The 21,161-nt window shown below is 64.8% G+C and carries 16 protein-coding genes and 1 tRNA gene; 12 read left to right on the plus strand and 5 right to left on the minus strand.

What is annotated here, in order from left to right; genetic code table 11:
• Positions 1–8: 8 nt before the first annotated feature.
• Both QP803_RS08455 and QP803_RS08460 read left to right on the plus strand, forming a co-directional pair.
• Positions 9–1,985, plus strand: a complete 1,977-nt coding sequence (locus QP803_RS08455; RefSeq protein WP_284947326.1) for an oxidoreductase — start codon at positions 9–11, stop codon at positions 1,983–1,985.
• Position 1,986: 1 nt separating this feature from the next.
• Positions 1,987–4,260, plus strand: coding sequence for a molybdopterin-dependent oxidoreductase (locus QP803_RS08460; RefSeq protein WP_284947327.1), 2,274 nt, complete (start codon positions 1,987–1,989; stop codon positions 4,258–4,260).
• A gap of 61 nt (positions 4,261–4,321) precedes the next feature.
• Here QP803_RS08460 and QP803_RS08465 read toward each other — a convergent pair whose 3' ends face one another.
• Both QP803_RS08465 and secA read right to left on the minus strand, forming a co-directional pair.
• Positions 4,322–6,349, minus strand: coding sequence for a M3 family metallopeptidase (locus QP803_RS08465; RefSeq protein ID WP_284947328.1), 2,028 nt, complete (start codon positions 6,347–6,349; stop codon positions 4,322–4,324).
• Positions 6,350–6,483: 134 nt separating this feature from the next.
• The gene (secA, locus tag QP803_RS08470) at positions 6,484–9,201 is read right to left on the minus strand and encodes a preprotein translocase subunit SecA (protein WP_284947329.1); all 2,718 of its coding nucleotides are present in this window, start codon (positions 9,199–9,201) and stop codon (positions 6,484–6,486) included.
• A 268-nt stretch (positions 9,202–9,469) separates the two neighbouring features.
• On the opposite strand from secA, the gene QP803_RS08475 reads away from it, so the two are divergent.
• From QP803_RS08475 to QP803_RS08505, 7 genes are all read left to right on the plus strand, one after another.
• Positions 9,470–10,381: a peptidylprolyl isomerase gene (locus QP803_RS08475; RefSeq protein WP_284947330.1), complete on the plus strand. Its 912-nt coding sequence runs from the start codon at positions 9,470–9,472 to the stop codon at positions 10,379–10,381.
• 15 nt (positions 10,382–10,396) lie between these two features.
• Complete coding sequence (argJ, locus tag QP803_RS08480) at positions 10,397–11,632, plus strand: bifunctional glutamate N-acetyltransferase/amino-acid acetyltransferase ArgJ (protein WP_284947332.1); 1,236 nt, start codon at positions 10,397–10,399, stop codon at positions 11,630–11,632.
• The gene (locus tag QP803_RS08485) at positions 11,613–12,608 is read left to right on the plus strand and encodes a bifunctional GNAT family N-acetyltransferase/(deoxy)nucleoside triphosphate pyrophosphohydrolase (RefSeq protein ID WP_284947333.1); all 996 of its coding nucleotides are present in this window, start codon (positions 11,613–11,615) and stop codon (positions 12,606–12,608) included. Before argJ ends, QP803_RS08485 begins: the two co-directional genes overlap by 20 nt.
• Positions 12,609–12,637: 29 nt before the next feature.
• A complete protein-coding gene (locus QP803_RS08490) occupies positions 12,638–13,390 on the plus strand; it encodes a competence/damage-inducible protein A (RefSeq protein ID WP_284947334.1) in 753 nt (250 codons plus the stop codon).
• A 21-nt stretch (positions 13,391–13,411) separates the two neighbouring features.
• The gene (locus tag QP803_RS08495; protein ID WP_284947335.1) at positions 13,412–13,732 is read left to right on the plus strand and encodes a DMT family transporter; all 321 of its coding nucleotides are present in this window, start codon (positions 13,412–13,414) and stop codon (positions 13,730–13,732) included.
• A gap of 93 nt (positions 13,733–13,825) precedes the next feature.
• Positions 13,826–14,005: a type II toxin-antitoxin system HicA family toxin gene (locus tag QP803_RS08500; protein ID WP_284947336.1), complete on the plus strand. Its 180-nt coding sequence runs from the start codon at positions 13,826–13,828 to the stop codon at positions 14,003–14,005.
• A gap of 14 nt (positions 14,006–14,019) precedes the next feature.
• Positions 14,020–14,424, plus strand: coding sequence for a type II toxin-antitoxin system HicB family antitoxin (locus QP803_RS08505; protein ID WP_284947337.1), 405 nt, complete (start codon positions 14,020–14,022; stop codon positions 14,422–14,424).
• Position 14,425: 1 nt separating this feature from the next.
• Here the strand turns inward: QP803_RS08505 and QP803_RS08510 are convergent, their stop codons facing one another.
• Together QP803_RS08510 and argE are read right to left on the minus strand one after the other, a co-directional pair.
• Positions 14,426–15,400 (minus strand): M14 family metallopeptidase, encoded by a 975-nt coding sequence (locus QP803_RS08510; RefSeq protein WP_284947338.1) that lies wholly within the window; start codon positions 15,398–15,400, stop codon positions 14,426–14,428.
• A complete protein-coding gene (gene argE / locus QP803_RS08515) occupies positions 15,397–16,593 on the minus strand; it encodes an acetylornithine deacetylase (RefSeq protein WP_284947339.1) in 1,197 nt (398 codons plus the stop codon). The genes QP803_RS08510 and argE overlap by 4 nt, the downstream gene beginning before the upstream one ends.
• A gap of 57 nt (positions 16,594–16,650) precedes the next feature.
• Here argE and QP803_RS08520 point away from each other — a divergent pair, with 57 nt between their 5' ends.
• Together QP803_RS08520 and QP803_RS08525 are read left to right on the plus strand one after the other, a co-directional pair.
• Complete coding sequence (locus tag QP803_RS08520) at positions 16,651–17,658, plus strand: mitochondrial fission ELM1 family protein (protein ID WP_284947340.1); 1,008 nt, start codon at positions 16,651–16,653, stop codon at positions 17,656–17,658.
• Between the two features lie 131 nt (positions 17,659–17,789).
• Positions 17,790–19,688, plus strand: a complete 1,899-nt coding sequence (locus QP803_RS08525) for a hypothetical protein (RefSeq protein WP_284947342.1) — start codon at positions 17,790–17,792, stop codon at positions 19,686–19,688.
• Positions 19,689–19,824: 136 nt separating this feature from the next.
• On the opposite strand, the gene QP803_RS08530 is transcribed toward QP803_RS08525, so the two are convergent.
• Positions 19,825–19,899: transfer RNA gene (locus QP803_RS08530), tRNA-Val, on the minus strand.
• 164 nt (positions 19,900–20,063) lie between these two features.
• Between QP803_RS08530 and QP803_RS08535 the strand changes: the two genes are divergently transcribed.
• Entirely contained in the window at positions 20,064–21,104 is a 1,041-nt protein-coding gene (locus QP803_RS08535; RefSeq protein ID WP_284947343.1) for a hypothetical protein, read from the plus strand.
• The last annotated feature ends 57 nt before the right edge of the window (positions 21,105–21,161 follow it).

A 21,161-nucleotide genomic window follows, 5' to 3' on the forward strand; every position in this document is an offset into this window, starting at 1 on the left:
ATCGATTTATGTCGACGGCGCATGAGCCGGCCTATACCGATGATGGCCTACCGAAGGCGCGCTACCGGCTTTATCATGAGGAGAAGGCGCGCGGTGGCATTGCGCTGACGATGATCGGCGGCTCCGCCGTGGTCGCGCCGGATAGTCCGCAATCCTTCGGCAATATCCTGCTCTACAAGGATGAGAGCGTCGGTTGGTTGCGCGAACTGGCTGATGGCGTGCACAACCACGGTGCGGCCGTCATGATCCAGATCACCCATCTCGGCCGCCGCACGAGTTGGAGCAAGGCCGATTGGCTGCCGGTGCTCGCACCCTCCAATGTGCGCGAGGCCGCGCATCGCGCCTTTCCGAAAATCATTGAAGATTGGGACATTGCGCGTGTGGTCGCGGCCTATGCCGATGGTGCCGAGCGCGCGAAGGCAGCCGGTCTCGATGGGATCGAACTCGAAGCCTACGGTCATCTCATTGACCAGTTCTGGTCGCCCGCTACCAATAGGCGCGACGACGAATACGGCGGTTCGATCGAGAACCGCATGCGGTTCGGCATGGAGGTTTTGGTCGCCATCCGCGTGCGCGTGGGTCCCGACTTCCTCGTCGGTGTCAGGATGGTTTGCGATGAGGAATGGGAGCAGGGGTTGACGCGCGCAGATGGCATCTCCATCGCGCAACGTCTGACGCAGTCGGGCCTGATCGATTTCGTCAATGTCATTCGCGGCCATATCGATACCGATGAAGCGCTGAGCCATGTCATTCCCGGCATGGGCGCGCGGTCTGCACCGCATCTCGATTTCGCCGGTGAGATCCGTGCGGCGACACGACTGCCGACATTTCATGCCGCGCGCATTCAGGATGTTGCGACGGCGCGTTATGCGGTGGAGAGCGGTAAGCTCGACATGGTCGGCATGACGCGACCCCATATGGCCGATCCGCATATTGCGCGAAAGGTTATCGAAAAGCGTGAGCATGAAATCCGTCCCTGCGTCGGCATGGGGTATTGCATCGATTCCATCTATTCCTCCGGCGAAGGGCATTGCATCCATAATGCCGCGACCGGCCGCGAAGACAGCATTCCTCATGTCATTTTTAAAAGCATAGGTGCGCGCAGGAAGGTGGTGGTGGTTGGCGCAGGCCCTGCGGGGTTGGAAGCGGCGCGCGTCGCCGCCGAGCGTGGGCATGAGGTGGTGGTCTTCGAAGCCGCACCGAATGCCGGCGGGCAGGTGCATCTCACCGCCGCTCTCAAACGCCGTCGCGAGATCCTCGGCATTATCGATTGGCGCATATCGGAATGCACGCGGCTCGGCGTGCGATTCCACTACAACCTCTATGCCGAGGCCGGCGATGTCCTGGCGGAGGCACCGGATTGCGTCGTGATCGCGACCGGCGGCATTCCGGACACGAGTTTTCTCGAAACGGGCGCCGAGTTTGCGACATCAAGCTGGGATATACTGTCCGGTGCCGTGCGGCCTGCGGCCTCCGTCATTCTCTATGACGACAATGGTGGCCATTCCGGCATGACGGTGGCGGAGTTCCTGGCCGAGGCGGGTTCAGCGCTCGAGGTGGTGACGCCGGAGCGTACGCTGGCACCCGATGTCGGCGGCACCAGCTATCCGCCCTATTTCAAATCCTTGAACCAGCACAATGCGGCGATTACCATCAACCTACGGCTTCGCGCCCTCAAACGGACAGGCAATAGGATCACCGGCGTGTTTTTCGATGAGTATGGCAAGCGTGATATCGAGAAAGAGGCCGACCAGATCGTGGTCGATCATGGTACTCTCCCTCTCGATGCGTTGTATTTCGCGTTGAAGCCCGCATCGGTCAATCTCGGTGAGGTCGATTACACTGCGCTGATCGCGGGCCGGCCGCAGACGGTGATGCGCAACGCTGACGGCGGTTACAGGCTGTTTCGCATCGGCGATGCGGTGTCGAGCCGCAACATCCATGCCGCGATCTATGACGCTATCCGTCTCATGAAAGACATCTGAGATGAATGTCCCGTTCAAGCCGCATGCCGCCCATTGGGGAACCTTCTCCGCCCGTTGGCAGGACGGCAAGCTGGAGGTTCGCAACTTCGCCGGGGACCCTGATCCTAACGGCATTGTTGAGAACTTTCCTGCGGCGCTGCGCCATCGCGCACGCATCGCCCAGCCGATGGTCCGTCGCGGCTGGCTGGAAGGCGGCGCAGGGCCGGACGCACGGCGCGGTCGGGATGGGTTCGTGGCGGTCGGCTGGGATGAGGTGCTCGACCGCCTCGGCGACGAACTTCGTCGGCTGCGGCCGGAACAGGTGTTCGGCGGCTCCTATGGCTGGGCCAGCGCCGGGCGCTTCCACCATGCGCAGAGCCAGTTGCATCGGTTCCTCAATACCGCGATCGGCGGCTATGTGCGGTCAATCAATAGCTATAGCGCCGGCGCCTCTGCCGTCATCGTGCCCCATGTCCTCGGCGATTATTCTGACCTGACGATGCACAACGTCACCTGGGAGCAGATCGCGGAGCATAGCGACATCGTCCTCGCCTTCGGCGGCATGGCGCTGAAGAACAGCATGATCGCGGGCGGCGGCGTCAGCGCCCATGTCGAGCGTGGCGCGATGGACCGCGCCGTCGCGCGGGGTTGCCAATTCGTGCTTGTCGGGCCGCAGCGCAGCGACCTTCAGGACTCGGTGCATGCCGATTGGGTCAGCAATATCCCTGGCACCGATACGGCGCTGATGATGGCGCTGGTGCATACGCTGGTTGCCGAGAACCTGCATGATCGCGACTTCCTTGCGCGCTACACGGAAGGTTGGCCGATCTTCGAGGATTATCTGCGTGGCGTGACGGATGGCCAGCCGAAAGACGCCGCCTGGGCGGCCAAGATTACGGATATCCCGGCCGATGACATCATCGCTTTGGCGCAGCGCCTGCACGGCAAGCGTTGCGTCGTCGTCGTCGCGCATGCCCTGCAGCGCGCTGAACATGGCGAGCAGCCGGTCTGGATGGGCGCCGTGTTGGCGGCGGCGCTTGGCCAGATCGGCCTGCCCGGCGGCGGTTACGCCTATGGTCTCGGTGCCATCGCCTATTACGGGCGGCGGCAGAATGCCGTGCCGATGCCGACCTTGGGACAAGGCCGCAACGGCGTCGGCGATTACATTCCCGTCGCGCGCATCGCGGATATGCTGCTCAACCCCGGCACGCCCTATCGCTACAATGGCGAGACCAGATCCTATCCCGAGATCAAGCTGATCTATTGGGCGGGCGGAAACCCCTTTCACCATCACCAGGATCTCAATCGTCTGCGCCGCGCCGTCGCGCAGGTCGATACATTCGTCGTGCATGAACTGGCCTGGACCGCGACGGCGCGCCACGCCGATATCGTGCTACCCTGTACGATGACCTTTGAGCGTGAGGATATCGGTGGCAATCCGCAAGATCCTTTGCTGGTTGCCATGCATCAAATCGCCGAACCTTACGGCGAAGCGCGAGACGATTACGCCATCTTCTGCGATCTGGCCGAACGGCTCGGCAAGCGTGACGCCTTCAGTGAGGGTCGCACGCCGCGCGAGTGGCTGGAGCATTTGTACGAGCGCACGCGAGACGGGTTGATCAAGCAAGACCTTACGGCGCCGACATTTTCCGAATTCTGGGAAGCGGAGAGTCTCGTTCTACCGCAGAAGCCGGATGACGGCGGCAAGCTGCGGCGGTTTCGCGAAGACCCCGCGGGCTATCCGCTGACGACGCCGAGCGGTCGCCTCGAAATCTACTCTGCCACTGTGGCCAGCTTCAATGAGGCGGATTGCCCGGGTCACCCGGCCTGGCTGCCGCCGGCGGATGTGCCGAGTGCGGAGGCCCCGCTGTTCCTGGTCGCCAACCAGCCGGCGACACGGCTGCATAGTCAACTCGACTTCGGCGGTCATAGTGACGGCGCCAAGCGTCGGGGCAGGGAAGTGGCAAGCATGCACCCCGATGATGCGGCGGCGCGTGGCTTGGCGGACGGCGACATCATTCGGCTGTTCAATGCGCGCGGCGCTTGTCTCGCGTCGCTGCGCATCACCGATGGCATTCGTGCCGGCGTCATGCAGATTCCCACCGGCGCTTGGTATGATCCGCAGGATCCGGAGGAGGACATGCCGTTATGTGTGCATGGCAATCCGAATGTGCTGACGCGCGATGTCGGCAGTTCCTCGCTCGCACAGGGCTGCACGGGGCAATTGACCACCGTGCAGGTGGAGAAGTTCACCGGCAATCTGCCGCCCATCCGGGCGTTTGACCCGCCAAGCTAGAGGGTGGAATACGCTGCGCTTTTCCACCCTACGATGTGTAGTAGGGCGGAAGAGCGTAGCGTTATCCGCCAGCTAATCCCCGGCTCTGCAGCAAGGCCGCCGTGCTCGGTGCGCGGCCACGGAAGGCCATATACAACGCCATCGGGTCGCGCGTGTCGCCGGCGCTGAGGATATCGCGCAGCCGCCCGGCCGTGGCGGCGTCAAAGTAATCGCCGGCGTCCTTGAACGCCTCGAACCCGTCTTCGTCCAAGACCTGCGCCCAGAGATAGGAATAATAGCCCGCCGCATAACCGCCGCCGGAAAACAGATGCTGGAAATGCGCAGGGCGATGACGAATGCCGATTTCCGCGGGCATGCCGATGCCGCCCAGAAACTCTCGCTCATAGGCCTCCAGGTCGAGCGTCTCCGGTGCCGGATGACGATGCAAGGCCATGTCGATCAGCGCGGCGGCGGTATATTCCACGGTGCCGAAACCCTCGTTGAAGCCGCGTGCCGCGAGCAGGCGCGTGATCAAAGCCTCGGGGATCGGCGCACCCGTTTCGTGATGGACCGCGTAGGTCCGCAGCGTTTCCGGCAGCGCCATCCAGTGCTCGTAGATTTGCGAGGGCAACTCGACGAAATCGCGACGGACGGAAGTGCCGGACTGGCCGGGGTAGCGCACCTTACTCAGCAGCCCATGCAGGGCATGGCCGAATTCGTGAAACAGCGTCTCGGCATCGTCGAAGCTCAGCAGCGTCGGCTCTGATTTGGCGAAGTTGTTGTTATTGACGATGATCGGCGAAATCACCTCATCCATCGCCTCCTGGTCGCGGTAGCTGCTCATCCAGGCGCCGGAGCGCTTGTCCGGCCGCGCATAATGATCCGCGATAAACACGCCGACATGGCCATCCGCGTCCCGCACTTCATAAGCACGGACATCGGGATGATAGGTGGGAACCTCCGGCCGGGGCGTGAAGGTGACGCCGAACAGCCGCGTTGCCGTGTCAAAGGCCGCTTGCTGGATGTTCTCCAGCACGAAATAGGGCTTCATCTCCGTCTCATCGACGGCGTAATCGGCCTGGCGCACCTTCTCGGCATAGTAGCGCCAGTCCCACGGCGCCAGCGCCCCGTTGAAGCCATCACGGCGGGCCACAGCGAGCAAGCGGTCCCGCTCTTCGGCCGCCTTGTGCTTCGCGGGCTCCCACACTTCCGCGAGCAGGCTTTCGGCCGCCGCCGGTGACCCCGCCATGCTGTCCGCGAGGCGGAAATCCGCGAAGCTCTCATAGCCTAACAGCTTCGCCCGCTCGCGCCGTAGAGACAGAATCTCGGGGATCAGCGCCCGATTATCATGCGCACCAGGATGGGTACCGCGCGCGATCCAGGCCTCATAGGCCGTCTCGCGCAGGTCGCGGCGGGCCGAAAATGTCAGGAAGGGTTCGATCAGCGAGCGCGACAGCGTCACAGCATAGCCGTCCAGGCCACGCTCGGTGGCCGCCTGGCGCGCGCCGGCGCGCACGAAGTCGGGCAATCCGTCGAGGTCGGTCTCGGCCAGCGGCAGGTGCCAGGCCTTTTCGTCATGCAACACGTTCTGGCCGAAGGCGGTGTGCAGCACGGCGAGCCGCTCGGAGATTTCGGTCATGCGCGTCTTCTCGGCGGGTCCGAGCGCCGCGCCGCTGCGCACGAAACTCAGATGCAGCCGGTCGAGCAGGCGCATCTGCGCCTCGTCCAGCCCCAGCGCCTCCCGCCGCCCGTGCAGCGCGTCGATGCGCTTGAACAGAGCCGGGTCGAGCGAGACCTGCATGCCGTGCTGTGCGAGCTTGGGGGACATGTCGCGGTCCAGCGCTTCCAGCGCTTCACCGCCGTAACTGGCGACGAGGTTGTGGAACACCGCGCCGACGCGGCCCAGCGCCCGGCCACTGCGCTCCAGCGCCTCGACCGTATTGGCGAAGGTAGGCGCCGCGGGGTCCGTGCCGATGGCCGCGATCTCGGCCAGGTTGTCGGCCATCGCGCTCTCGAAGGCCGGCGCAAAATGCGCTGGCGCGATGAGGTCAAAGGGCGGGGCGCCGAAAGGCGTGGTCCAGGGGGAGAGAAGGGGGTTGCTGTCGTCCATGCATCAACTCGGTGCAGAAGGCGCGCGCCGGGTCAAGTTTCAAGCAGGAAAGGTCACGAGGATGAGGGCAGTCTGCGACCAGAACAGGGTGTCAGGTGGAATGCACTGCGCATTCCACCGTCAGGCTCACCCGCCTAATTGAGCCGCCCGTGGCATTGCTTGAACTTCTTGCCCGAGCCGCAGGGGCAGGGCGCGTTGCGCGGCGTGTTGCGCCATTCCGGCGGCACGTCGGCGAGCATCGTGCCCGGCTCGTCCCGCTCGGCGGCCGGCGCTTCCAGCATCTGCGAAAAGATCGACGACGTCATCGGCTGCTGCAGCGCATCCTCGGGGTGGTTTTCGAACATCGGCGGCAGCGGCGGCGGATCGACCGGCTGCTGGAAATCGACCCGGGCGAGCAGCGCCGTCACCCGCTCCTTCAGGTCCTCCAGCAAGGCGCCAAACAGGGCGAAAGCCTCGGACTTGTATTCGCGCAAGGGGTCAAGCTGGCCATACGCGCGCAAGCCGATGCCTTGGCGCAGATGGTCGAGGTTGAGCAGATGCTCCTTCCAAACCTGGTCCAGCGTCTGGAGCAGCAGCGATTTTTCGACCATGCGCATCAGCTCGATGCCGAAATTGGCGGCCTTGGCGGCCATCATTTCATTGGCGGCCTGCTCGACGCGCTCGCGGATATGAGTCTCGTCGATTCCTTCCTCGCGGCCCCAGGCGACGATCGGCAGATCGAGGCCGAGGACACGGTTCATATCTTCGGCGAGTTCAGCGGTTTCCCATTGCTCGGCGAAGGCCTTCTCGGGGATGCGGGCAGAAACCATCTGCGAAATCACTTCGGCGCGCATCTGGTCGATGGTGTCCGACACGTCTTCCGAGGTCATGAACTCGCGGCGCTGGGCATAGACCTCGCGGCGCTGGTCGTTCATCACGTCATCGTATTTCAGCAAGTTCTTGCGGGTGTCGAAGTTCCGCGCCTCGACCTTCTTCTGCGCCTTCTCCAGCGCCCGGTTGATCCAGGGATGGGTGATCGCCTCGCCTTCCTTCAGGCCAAGGCGCTGCAACATGCCGCCCATCCGGTCGGAACCGAAGATGCGCATCAGGTCGTCTTCCAAGGACAGGAAGAAGCGGGAATGGCCCGGATCGCCCTGACGGCCTGAGCGGCCGCGCAGCTGATTGTCCACGCGCCGGCTCTCGTGGCGCTCGGTGCCGACCACGAACAAGCCGCCCGCCGCGACCACGGCGTCATGCGCCTGGGCAACCTCGGCCACCATGGCCGCGTCCCGCGCCGCGTATTCCTCGGCGTCGGCGATGGAGGCGAGCTCCAGCTTGCGTCGCATTTCGATATTGCCGCCGAGTTTGATGTCGGTGCCACGGCCGGCCATATTGGTGGCGATGGTCACCGCGCCCGGCGCGCCGGCCTGGGAGATGATGGTCGCTTCCTGCTCATGGAAGCGCGCGTTCAGCACGGCGTGCGGCACCTGCTCCTTGGTCAGCAGCTCGCTCAGCATCTCGCTCTTTTCGATGCTGGTGGTGCCGACCAGAACCGGCTGGCCGCGCTTGCGCGTCTCGGCGATCAGGGCGGCGAGGGCGGCATATTTCTCCTTCGCGGAGCGATAGACCTCGTCATCCTCGTCCTTGCGGACCACCGAGACGTTGGTGGGGATATCGACCACCGACAGCTTGTAGATCTCCTCGAACTCATCGGCTTCCGTCATGGCCGTGCCGGTCATGCCGGCAAGCTTGGGATAGAGCCGGAAGTAGTTCTGGAAGGTGATGGAGGCGAGGGTCTGATTCTCGGGCTGGACGGTGACGTGTTCCTTGGCCTCCAGCGCCTGATGCAGGCCTTCGGAATAGCGCCGGCCTTCCATCATGCGGCCAGTGAACTCATCGATGATGATCACCTTGTCGTCGCGCACGATGTAATCCACGTCGCGGGCGAACAGCGTATGGGCGCGCAGGCTCTGCTGGGCGTGATGGACGACGGAGATATTGAAGACGTCATAGAGGTTACCCTCCGTGATGATGCCGGCGTCGCGCAGCATTTCCTCGACGCGCTCGGAGCCCGCCTCGGTCATGGTGACTGCCTTCTGCTTCTCGTCCTTCTCGAAGGTCTCTGGGTCCAGCACGAGGCGAACGACGACCTCATCGACCTGGCGATAGAGGTCCGAGGAATCCTCGGCCGGGCCGGAGATGATCAGCGGCGTCCGGGCTTCGTCGATCAGAATGCTGTCTACCTCATCGACGATGGCATAGTGGAAGTCGCGCTGGACCATGTCTTCCAGCCGGTACTTCATATTGTCGCGCAGATAGTCGAAGCCGAATTCGTTGTTGGTGCCATAGGTAATGTCGCAGGCGTAGCTCGCCCGGCGCTGATTATCCTCCATCCCATGGACGATGATGCCGGTGGACAGACCGAGGAAGGAATAAAGCTCCCCCATCGTCTCGGCGTCGCGGCGGGCCAGGTAGTCGTTCACCGTCACGACATGGACGCCACGGCCCGATAGGGCATTGAGATAGACGGGCAGGGTGCCGACCAGGGTTTTGCCCTCGCCGGTCTTCATTTCAGCGATCCGCCCGGAATGGAGCACCAGGCCGCCGACGAGCTGAACGTCGAAATGGCGCAGGCCGAGGACGCGCTTGGAGGCTTCGCGGACAGTGGCGAAGGCCTCGGCCATGATATTGTCGAGCGCCTCGCCGCCAAGGATACGGCCCTTGAACTCTTCGGTTTTGGCGCGAAGCTCGTCATTCGTCAGCGCCGCCATGGCAGGTTCCAGGGCATTGACCGCTGGCACGATGCGGCGATAGCCCTTGAGGGAGCGATCGTTGCTGCTTCCGAAAATGACGCGGGCAAGTGATCCGAACATGACAACCTTGGGTCAAAGGGCCGGGAGTCGAAGGCCGACCGGTGGCGGCGGGCCGCCTTGAGGCACCGCCCGGAACGTGGCACGGCGCCTGTGGGGCATATTGGGGCGCCAGTGATAGGACTGGCGCATAGCCCGGTCAACGCGCCGGCGCAGGCTGGGGCTTTTGTCATGGTTTGGATAGGCTAGGGACAGGCGCGCCGGCTTGTGGTGCCCCGGCTCTTCGGCCATTGTCCGCCGCCTTTCCCGCCCCGCTCCTTCGAGGTTTCTTATGCGCTCACGCCTGTCGCTGACCCTTCTGGCAAGTTCCGCCATCGTACTTTCGCTCGCGGCGCAGGGGGCTCGGGCGCAGACCACCCCGCCCGCGCCTCCGGCCCCCGCCACGGCGGCGCCGACCGACCCCGTGGTTGCCATCGTCAATGGCGACGATGTCCATCTGTCGGACCTCTCGGCGCTGACGCGCAACCTGCCGCAGCAGCTTCAGGGCATGACGCCCGATCAGCTCTATCCGATTCTGCTTGAGCAGCTTGTGGATCAGAAGGCCATGGCGATCGCAGCCAACAAGCAGGGCCTGGAGAACGACCCCGAGGTCAAGAAGCGGATCGCCGCCGGCATTGAGCAGGTGATGCAGGCCGCGCTGATCACCAAGTCCGTCGGCCCGGAAATCGGCGAGGCTCAGATCCAGGCGCGCTACAAAAGCGAATATGCCGACAAGCCTGGCGTCGAGGAGGTGCATGCGCGCCATATCCTGGTCGCGACCCAAGCCGAAGCCGAGGACATCATCAAGCAACTCAATCATGGCGGGGACTTCGGCAAGCTCGCGATCAAGGACAGCAAGGATCCCGGCGCGTCCAACGGCGGCGACCTTGGGTTCTTCAAGAAGACCGACATGGTGCCTGAATTCGCCAATGCCGCCTTCGCCTTGAAGGACGGGCAGATCACCCCGACCCCCGTGCACACGCAGTTCGGCTATCACGTGATCCAGGTGCTGGGCCACAAGACCGATGCGGCCCCGGCCTTGGCCGATGTGCATGACAAGATCCGCAACGAGCTGATCCAGGAAGGCGTCCATCGCCTCCTCGCGCAGGTTCGCAGCGCCGTCACCATCAAGGAGTTCGGGCCCGACGGTCAGCCCCTGCCGCCGCAGCCCGCGATACCGGCCGCGCCCGCCACCGGCAATTAAGCAAAGACAGGCGGCATGGCCAAGATCACGAGCGTTTCGCCCCTCGCGGTGCCTCTGCCGGCCCTGGGGCCAGTGGCGGGCGTCCGCCTCGGCGCCTTTGAGGCGGGCATCCGCTACACGGGGCGGCGCGACCTCATGATGATGGTCTTTCCGCGCGGGACGACGGTCGCGGGGGTCTTCACCCGCAACCGCTGTCCCGGTGCGCCGATTGACTGGTGCCGATCGTCGCTGGCCGGCGGCAAGGCGCGTGCGCTGGTCGTCAATGCCGGCAATGCCAATGTCTTCACGGGCAAGGCCGGCATCGCCACGGTGAAAGCAACCGCCAAGGCGGCCGCCGACCTCGTCGGCTGCCCACCGAAGCAGGTGTTTCTGTCCTCCACCGGCGTCATCGGCGAAGTTCTCCCCGCCGAGCGGATCACTGCGTCCCTGCCGGCGCTGCATGAGACGCTGACCGAGGATGGCTGGGAAGACGCTGCCCGCGCCATCATGACGACCGACACCTTCCCCAAGGCGAGTGTCCGCACCGCCGAGATCGGCGGCGTCACCGTTACCATCAACGGCATCGCCAAGGGCAGCGGCATGATCGCGCCCGATATGGCGACGATGCTGTGCTTCATCGCGACAGACGCGGCCATTCCGTCCGAGGCGCTGCAGACGATGCTCGCGAAGGGCGTCGGCCCCAGCTTCAATTCCGTGACGGTCGACAGTGACACCTCGACCAGTGACACGGTTCTTCTGTTTGCGACCGGCTTGGCGGGCAACCCGGACGTGACGGTAAGCGGCGGCGCCATGCTGAAGGATTTTCGCCGCGCCTTGAACGAGGTGCTTCAGGACCTCGCCTTGCAAGTGGTGCGGGATGGGGAGGGGGCGCGCAAGCTCGTCCGCATTTCCGTCCAGGCGGCGACTTCCGCCAAATCCGCGCGGGCCATTGCCTTCGCCATCGCCAATTCGCCCCTGGTGAAAACCGCCATCGCCGGTGAGGACGCCAATTGGGGCCGCATCGTCATGGCCGTCGGAAAGTCGGGCGAGCCGGCGGACCGCGACCTGCTGGGCGTCGCCATCGGCGGCACCTGGATGGCCCGCAACGGCACCGTGGTCGATGGCTATGACGAGGCACCCGTCGTCGCCCATATGAAGGGGCAGGAGATCGAGATCGCGGTCGATATCGGCCTCGGCGCCGGCGCCGCGACCGTCTGGACCTGCGATCTCACTCACGGCTACATCGATATCAATGGCAGTTACCGAAGCTGAGGCCGCGCCCTTCCGACTGACGACCGAGCGGCTGACGCTCCGGCCCGTCGCGCCGGAAGATGCGGAACAGCTTCACCGCCTGCTCAATGACTGGGAGGTCTGCCGCATGTTGCAGACCGTGCCCTTCCCCTATCCGCGCGCCCTGGCCGATCAATGGATCGCCGATGCCGTCATCCGCCGCAGCGAAGGCACGGCCTATGACCTCGTCATCACTGGCGAGGAGAATGGCGCGGAAATGCTGGTTGGCGCCCTCAGTCTGAAGCCCATCGCCGGCCAGCGGCGGGCGACCCTCGGGTATTGGATCGGGCGCCGATTCTGGGGCCATGGCGTGGCGACGGAAGCCGCCAGCCGCGTCGTGCATTGGGCCTTGGCCAACCTCGCTTTCGAGGGTGTGGACGCGCTGGTCGCGACCGATAACCCGTCCTCCGCCGCCGTGCTGCTGCGGATAGGCTTTCGCGAAACCGGCACGGGGCAGGAGATGTTCCTGTCGCGCGGCGGTCCCCATCCGGTGCGGCGCTTTTCCGTCAGCCGGCGTGATCTCTCGGCCGATCCAGACCTGCCGGCGTCAGAGACGGGCTTGCCGCTGTTGCTGGTCGCGGCCTGCGTGCTGATCGACGGCGCTGGCCGCGTGCTGATCGCGCGGCGGCCGGAGGGGCGGGCCATGGCGGGGCTTTGGGAGTTTCCCGGCGGCAAGCTCGAGCCAGGCGAAAGCCCGGAGGAGGCGCTGGCCCGCGAACTGCACGAGGAGCTGGGCATCGACGTCTCACGCTCCTGCCTCGCGCCCTTTGTCTTCGCCTCGCATTCCTACGAACGTTTCCACTTGCTGATGCCGTTGTTTCTCTGCCGTTTGTGGCAAGGTATTCCATCACCGCGTGAAGGTCAGACGATTCGCTGGGTCAAGCCCGACGAATTGGCCGACTATCCGATGCTGCCCGCCGACAAGCCGCTGATCCCGATGCTGCGGGATCTTCTCTGAATCCCCTTTGCGTCATTGAGGCTCATTCCATGCCGAACCCGACCGCCTGCCTGCTGGTGATTGGCAACGAGATCCTCTCGGGCCGCACGCAGGATATCAACATCAAGTTCCTGGCGACGCGGCTGGGGGAGCTTGGCATTCCCCTGCGTGAAGTGCGGGTGATCCCGGATGTCGCCGAGACCATCATCACAACGGTGAACACGGTGCGGGCGAGTTTCGACCATGTCTTCACCACCGGCGGCATCGGGCCGACGCATGACGACATCACCAGCGAATGCATCTCAGCCGCCTTCGGTGTGCCGTGGGAGATCAACGACGAAGCCTACGCCATCATGAACGCCCGCTACCCCAAGGGCGAGTTCAACGCAGCCCGCCAACGGATGGCGACGATGCCGCGTGGCGCGACGCTGATCGAGAATCCGGTCTCGGCCGCGCCCGGCTTCACCATCGGCAATGTCCATGTCATGGCCGGCGTGCCCCGCATCATGCAGGCGATGTTCGAGTGTCTGGCCCCGACGCTGGAGGGCGGATTGCCGGTCATCTCCCGCGCTGTCTACGCCATGGGATTGCTGGAGGGTGCCATCGCCGCCGACCTGGAGGCTGTGCAGAAGCGCTATCCGGATCTCGATGTCGGCAGCTATCCCTTCGCCCGCGAGATCGGCACCGGCGTCGCGATCGTGACCAAGGGCACGGATGCTGCCGCCGCAGAAGCCGCGACGGCGGAGGTCACGGCCATGATGACCCGTCTGGGCCTTACCCCGATTCAAGGCGAACCGGCATGACGACCGGTCTGGTGGCGTAGGATGGCCTGGCTGCTGCTCGTGTTTTCGGGCTGTTGCGAGCCGGTGTGGTCCTATTTCTTAAAGGAATCGCACGGTTTCACGAAATGGCTGCCCGCGGCGATCACCCTTGTGGTGTCCGGTGCGAGTTTCGTGGCGTTGAGTTTTGCGTTGAAGTCCCTGCCGCTCGGCACGGGCTACGCTGTCTGGACGGGGATCGGCACCGTCGGCACGGCGATCGTGGGCATCTTCGTTTTTGGGGAAGCGGCGAGCGCCGTTCGCTTGCTGTGCATCGCCGCCATCGTGGCCGGCGCCATCGGGTTGCGGCTCACCGCCAAAGGGTGACGCGGCGCGATGGCAATACGAATCGTAGGGCGGATGAGCGCAGCGCTATACGCCAACTAGACTTGGACCTCGACCGTGTGTATAATGCGCACGATGAGCAGCGCCGATATCATCCGCCAATTGAAGGCTGCTGGACGGTTTCTGGATCGCGTTCGGGGCTCGCATCATGTGTTCAAACATCCCAATCGCGGGGGGCGCGTCGTCGTGCCACACCCGAAGAAGGATCTGGGAACCGGTCTTGTCGCCACGATCCGTAAGCAAGCGGGCCTTTAGGAGGCACCACCCTCATGCGTTTTCCTGTCGCGATTGAACTGGGCACGGATACGACCGCCTTCGGCATCGTCGTGCCGGATCTGCCTGGGTGCTTTTCGGCCGGCGATACCTTGGATGAGGCCATGATGGCGGCCGAGGAAGCCGCCGCCGCCTGGATCGATTCGGCGCTCGACGCGGGTGACGCTGTTCCCGCGCCCAGCAGCCTGGAGACTATTCGCCAGCACGCCGACTTTGAAGGCTGGACGTTCGGCGTCATTACCCTGGACCCGGCGCTTCTCGACGATGCTGTGGAGCGGGTGAATATCACGCTCCCGCGTCGTGTCTTGAAGCGCCTCGATGCCTTGGCGCGTGCCGCCGGTGAAAGCCGTTCGGGCTATATCGCGCACCTGACGCTGGAGGAGCCTCGCCGGGTGGCGTGACCTACATCACCCGCGCAAGCCTTACGGCCGTATGGCCACGGCTCGGGCGGAGGCTCGGCATCACCAGCAGGCAATTATTATACGGTGTGCGAATATCGGTCGCGCCGTCCACCGCCAGCAACGTGTCGCGCTTGCGAATGATCTGGCCGCCTCGATACGACTGCACGAAGGCAAACCCAGCCGTCTTCGCGGTCACGACGGTCGTCACTTCCGCAAAGGCTGACGGCATCCTGCCGGCGCGCGGCGGCAGGATGGGATCGTCCGGCGCCACCATGCCCAGCAGGCGCAGCATCCCGGCGATGGCCTGAATGGTCGCCTCGACGGTCGCTGCCTCCCAATGCTGCCCGGCCTCGACCAGGATCGCGACCGGCGCCAATTCGTGATCCGCGAAGGGTGCGTAATCGATCAACCGGCGGCCGTTGCTATGGCCGGGATCGGAGACGACCAGGGCGGGCGTGCCGATCCCTTGCGCGATCCGGCGCCCCTTCACCGTCGATCCGCACAGGATCAGCGGGTCGGACGGCCATAACATCGAATGCAGGTCGAGCAGCACGTCCGCCGTGTCGATCAACGGTCGCATGTCGCGCGCGCGATCGAGTTCTACGGATCGTCGTGAGCCGCCGAGCCAGGTCCTGTCCCAAACCCGATTGAGGTCTTCCTCGACATAGCGGGAGGCGATCGGCTCCGCCGGGTCGAAGCGGTCGAAGGCCGCGACATTGGCGAAGCCAAAGGTCAGTTTGCCGCGCAAGGGCTGCAAATCGCCCCGCAGCAGCCGGTCGAGGGCGATCGCACCCGCAATCTCATTGCCGTGCATGAGGGACGTCAGAACGACATGCGGCCCGGCCACGCCACTGTCGCGCGTCGTGAAACCGCGCACGCCGGTGTTGCCCTCACGCCAAGGGTCGAGGTCAGGTGCGGACACATCCACGAGGAAGCGCGGTATGGCAGGTGGGACGGCCGTGGCGACGGTATTCATCCGCAGGCCCGCACAGCGAGGCGGCGGATGAAGCTGTCGCAGGCCGCCAACTGGCTCGCGGCGATCCACTCGTCGCCTTGATGCGCTTGGGCAATGTCGCCCGGTCCGCAGACGATCGTCGGAATGCCGGCGTTGCTGTAGAGGCCAGCCTCGGTCCCGTAACTGACGCGACCGGCGCCGTTCGCGCCCGTGGTCTGGCGAATGAGATCGGCGAGGGGATGCGTCTCCTCCAACGACAGCCCGGGAATCCAGTTCATGACCTCGAAGCTGAAACCGGCGGCGGGATCGACGGCCTTCATGGCGGGCTCGATCGCTTCGGCGACATAGGCGCGGAAACGATCCAGCTCCGCGAACAAGTCGTCACCGGGCACGGTGCGCCACTCCATCTCGAACCAGGCATGGTCGGGGATGATGTTGAGGATCGTGCCGCCACCCATCAGACCGACATGGCACGTCGTATGGGGTGGCTCGTAGCCGGGGTGGAAGGGGCCGTTGCCGGCGAAACGCGCCGCTTCCCGACTGACCCAACCGACCGCTTCCGACGCCGCCTGCAAGGCGTTGACGCCCTTGCCGGGGGTCGAGGAATGGCCGCCGCGCCCGCGTACCGTCACGCGTAATGCCAGCCGCCCTTTGTGGCCGGTGATCGGCTGCAACAGGCTTGGCTCACCCACGAGGCAAAGGTCGGGGGTCCAGCCGCTGAGCTGCATATCCTCGATCAGCCGGCGCGCGCCGTTGCAATTGACCTCCTCGTCGTAGCTGATGAAGAGATGGACGGGACGCTTGAGCCGCGCCGCCTGGAGGTCGGGAATGGCGCAGAGACAGGACGCGACGAAACCCTTCATATCGGCGGTTCCACGGCCATAAAGGCGGCCGCCCGTGGCGCGGAGCGTGAAGGGATCGCTGGTCCAGCTTTGACCTTCGACAGGCACTGTATCGACATGACCCGACAGCGCGATGCCGCCCGGGCCGGGCGTGCCGATGATGGCGTGGATATTCGCTTTGGTGCCGGTGTCATCATTGCTCAGGCGAAAGGGGACGTCCAAGCCGTTCAAATAATCACTGATGAAGGCAATAAGCGGCAGATTGCTGTTGCGGCTGGTGCTGTCGAAAGAGACGAGGCGGGCCAGCATCTCCACGGTATCGGAGGATGCGTTCGCAGAGTCCGGCGCGCGTCGCAACAGGGTATCATCCATGTCGATCATCCTATACCCGTCGCTCAAACCGGCAACCGGGCATCTGCGCTGAAGCGCATGCCGTTGACGGGTGGCCATGCCGCGCATCACAAAGTCCGCATGTCCTCCACGGCCTCGCACGCTCCTGCGGCACCTCCCTCATCCTGGATTCTCACCGAGCCTTATGCCGGCTTACAGTCGCAGGCCCTCGGCCTCGCCGAGGCGGCGGGGCTCAACCCCGGTGTGCGCACTCTGCAACCGCGTTGGCCTTGGACCTTGGTCTCCGCGCCGCGCTGGCCCTGGCCGTTGCGATCCGTCGATAGTGCGGCTCTGGCGGGACCGATGCCGGATGTCATCTTCGGCTGCGGCGGCATGGCCGGGGCGGTAGGCGCCGCGCTGCGCCGACCGGACCGCCGCATCGTGCATATTCAGCATCCGCGCATGCCGCTGCGGCGCTTCGACCTCGTCGTGGTCAATCGCCATGACGAGATCGATGGCCCCAATGTCATCGTCACTCGCACTGCCTTGCACCGCGCGACCCCGGCGCGACTGGCGGAAGCGGCTGAGATATGGCGGCCGGTCTTCGCCCCGCTGGCGCGCCCGCTGGTCGCCGTTCTGGTCGGCGGCACCAATGGCCGTTTCAAGCTGGATGCGGCGGTGGCGGACGGGCTGGCCCAATCGCTGGTGGGCATGATGCGAAAGGACCGCGTCGGCGTGGTACTGACGCCGTCACGACGGACCGACCCTGCCGCTATGCGCGTGCTGCGGGAAACGCTGGAGCCGCTCGGCGCCTTTGTGTGGAACGGGGAGGGCGACAATCCCTATTTCGGGATGCTGGCTTTGGCCGACATGATCATCAGCACCATCGACTCGGTGTCCATGGTGTCGGAAGCGGTGGCGACGACCGCGCCGGTCATGCTGGCGCCGCTGCCGGGTCGGTCACGCCGGATCGGCTTGTTCACGCGGCACCTCATTGCCGAGGGTCGGGTGCGGCCGTTCGAGGGGCGGTATGAGCATTGGCCGGTCTCGCCTCTGGACGACACGCTGGCTGCGGCGCAGGAAATGCGCCACCGGCTGGACTTCTAGAGGCCGGCGGATAGCGCTTCGCTCGAGACGATGTGCGGTACGATCGATGCGCGGTGTAGGGCGGATGAGCGAAGCGTTATCCGCCATGACACGCTATGGGCTTCCGATTTCACGATAGGCAGTTTCCGACGATGCTCGATATCCAGACCTTCGACGCAGCCAGTGGCGGCAATGTTCTCTACAAGGCCCTGGCGCATCCTCTCGCGGCCGAAGCCATGGCGCGGTTGGCGGAGCGCTTGGGCGACGCCGGGCCCGTCATGCTGTTCGATCCGGACGGCGTCGCCTCGCCTTTGCTGACGCTGTATCCGGCGCTGCCGATCGCCGGTCTGTTTGTGCAAGACGTCCGCGCCCTGGGTGCGGTGCGCGCCGGCCTCACCGCTCAGCCCGTCACCCAGTTGGCCGCCAGCGGCGCCCGCACGGTGCTCGTGGCGGCCTTTGACGCGGGGCGTACCATCGCCCGCCTGCGCGCCTGGCTGCCCGAAGACATGACGATCCTGAGCCTCGATGAGGCGCGCCTGCCCGCGGCGATGCTCACCAACACGCGCCGCTACCTCGATCCCCTGAACTTCGCCATGAACTTCGCCTTCTTCCGTGACGAGCGCGGTTTGTCCTCTCGTCTCGTCACCGCCAATTACTGGGCCGGATATGGCGCGACCAATGTGCGCTTCTGGCTGCGTCTCTATGACGGTGCGGGCGAAGTGATGGCAGAGTGGGAGGCGCCGGCGCCGCGCGGGCCTGGCGGCATCGCCTTCGACAGCACCGAGATCCGCGCGCGATTCGGCCTGGGGGCGTTCACCGGCCAGTTGTTCATCCACGCCATCGGCGTCGCCGGCCATGACATCGTCAAATACGCGCTCGACACGCGGGGATCGGGGAATGACGGCAGCCTGTCCTGCACCCATGACGCGAATGCCTGGCCGTCCAACCGCTATGCCGGCCTGCCGGCCCCGCGCGATGATGAGCGCGTGGTGCTTTGGGTGCAGAACAGCCATGGCACGGTGATCCCGGCGGGCGCCATCGCCCTCGACCGGATGGGCCGGGGCGAGCCGGTGGCCCTCGCCGAACCGATCGGCCCCTTTGCCAGCCGCGCGCTCGATGTCGCGGAACTGCTGCCGGGCCTGCGCTGGCCCGAGCAGGTCGAGGTATTGTCGGGTCGCCACATCGTGCGGCCGCGTTACGAAGTCACGCGCCGGGGCCGCACACGCATCGCCCATGTGAATGTGGAACGCGCCGATCTTCGGCCCGATCCGGGCATTGCGACCCTTCCCGATCTGCTGGGGCGGGGATTCCTGCTGCCTTTCCCGATTCTGCCTCGCCGCGACCTGCGCAGCATCGTTCTGCCGACGCCGATGGCCGAGACCGAAACCGCGCTGCCGGTGCGGCTGGATATCTTCGACGCCGAAGGGGTGCCGCTGGGCCAGAGCTTCCTTGGCTGCCTGCCGCGCGACCATGCGGTGGCGGTGGATTTCGATGCGCTTCTGGATGCGACGGCGCTTCAGGACATCGGCGGCCATGCCGAGCTGGTCTACGATTTCCGCGACGGAGGGGAAGCGAATGGCTGGCTGCATGCCCTGGTGCGCTACGAGATGCGGGACGGCAGCCACGCGGCCGAGACCAGTTTCGGCGCGCATATCTTCAACACCTTGATGACCTACAAGGGCGAGCCGCAATCCTATTCCGGGCCGCCGCCGGGCCTGACCACGCGGTTGTTCCTGAAATTGGGCGAGCCGGGCCGCGCGAGCTTCGCGCATCTGATCTATTCGACCTCGGCCCAGTGGAAGCCGCGTTCGGAGACGATGCTCACCCTGCATGACAGCGCGGGCGACGTGGTGACCGAGGAGAGCATTTCCATCGCCGCCTCCGGCTCAATGCTGGTGCGCCCAGACCGCATCTTTTCCAAGGCGGCGATCGAGCAAGCCGGACCATGCGGCTATGTGCTGATCCGCGACACGACCTGCCGGCTGTTCGGCTATCACGGCCTGGTGGACGAGTGCGGAGGCTTCTCGCTCGACCATATGTTCGGGTTCTAGAAGCTAGCGCCCGCAGCCGAATGCCTTTCGTCATCCCCCGACTTGATCGGGGGATCCATGGGCGCCAATGGATCCGCGCATCAAGTGCGCGGATGACGGTGCAATAGGGTCAGGAGGCTGCCTACCGGACGCGGACTGGTGGGTGCGACAGGGATTGAACCTGTGACCCCCGCCGTGTGAAGGCGATGCTCTACCGCTGAGCTACGCACCCAATCCGCGTCGGGAGGCCGGTCTCTAAGGTTTTTCGGGGGGGCGGGCAAGCCCCCGATTGCCGACGAGGCGACAGGTCAGCCGATCACGCGCTTTGGAGGTCCGGGCCGGCTCTGCTAGCCATGCGCCCGACGGCGAACCGGCACAGCGATCAGGCGATACATCATGATAATGACGGTTAGTCCGCAATACCTCCGATGGCAGGCCAAATCGATTCCGGCGAGGAGCGATTTTCGCGGCGTCTTCTTCCTCGGCCTGCTGGCGGCCGGCTTCTTCTTCCTGTGGCAGGTCATGGCCTTGCCGCCGTTTTCGGCCATGGCCGAGAGGTTGGGACCACTGAGCAGGTCGGCCCTCGACAAGGGGCAGTTCATGCCGGAGTTCGGCGCGGTCATTGCGGGCTTCATCGCCGTCCACTTCCGTCGGGAGTTTCAGACCTCACTCGATCGGCGGATCGCCGTGCCGGTCGCACTGGCAGTGATCGCGGCGCTCCTGATCCCTTTGCTCGTCTCGATCGGCGCGCAGGATGGGCTGCATCTGGCAGCCGGGCAGGCGGTGGTGCCGCCGTGGCAGGATACGCTGTTCCACATCCAGTTCCGCGTCATCGCCACGGTCCTGGTTCTAACGGTCCTGCTCCCGCTCGCCATCTTCATGATGTGGACGACGCAACCGGATATCTGCTGGGCAGGGGTTGTGCTGTCCGCGATCCTGTACGGCTTCACCTTCTACCTCCATAGCTATCGACTGGAATGGATGTGGCCGCCGCGCATTCTGATCGATCTGGTGATGGGCATTTCGCTGTGCGCCACCTTGTTCCGGGCGGCGGAGTATTTCGTGGCGGTGCGTTTCACCGCCATCATCATCGGTATCATGGCCCTCCTCGGTGGTTCGATCCTGGCCGGCCCCAGCCTCTTTTTCCTCGGCTTCCTGATGGTCCTCAGCGGCTGTGCCTTGAGCGAGCGCACATGGTCGGTCGCCGGTGAGGGCGCGCTGCTCGGCTGGTCGCGCACCGCCTATGCTTTCATTCTGGCGCAGCCGATCGTGCTCAGCGCCTGGCTTATCTGGGGTGGCCGCTTTTCCTTGTCGCGCCCGCTGCTGTTTGCGGCCCTCGCCATCGTGACGCAAGTGGTCGCGGTGCTGCTGTACGCCCTGGTGCAGCGGCCTGTGCTTGCGGTGCTGCTGAGCCGAGTGCCGAAACCGATAAAGTAAGTGTCAGACCCGGAAGTCTTTGACGCTTATTGCGTTTTGCCATCCGGGCCCCAAGTT

Source organism: Acidisoma sp. PAMC 29798 (assembly GCF_030252425.1).
GTDB lineage: Bacteria > Pseudomonadota > Alphaproteobacteria > Acetobacterales > Acetobacteraceae > Acidisoma > Acidisoma cladoniae.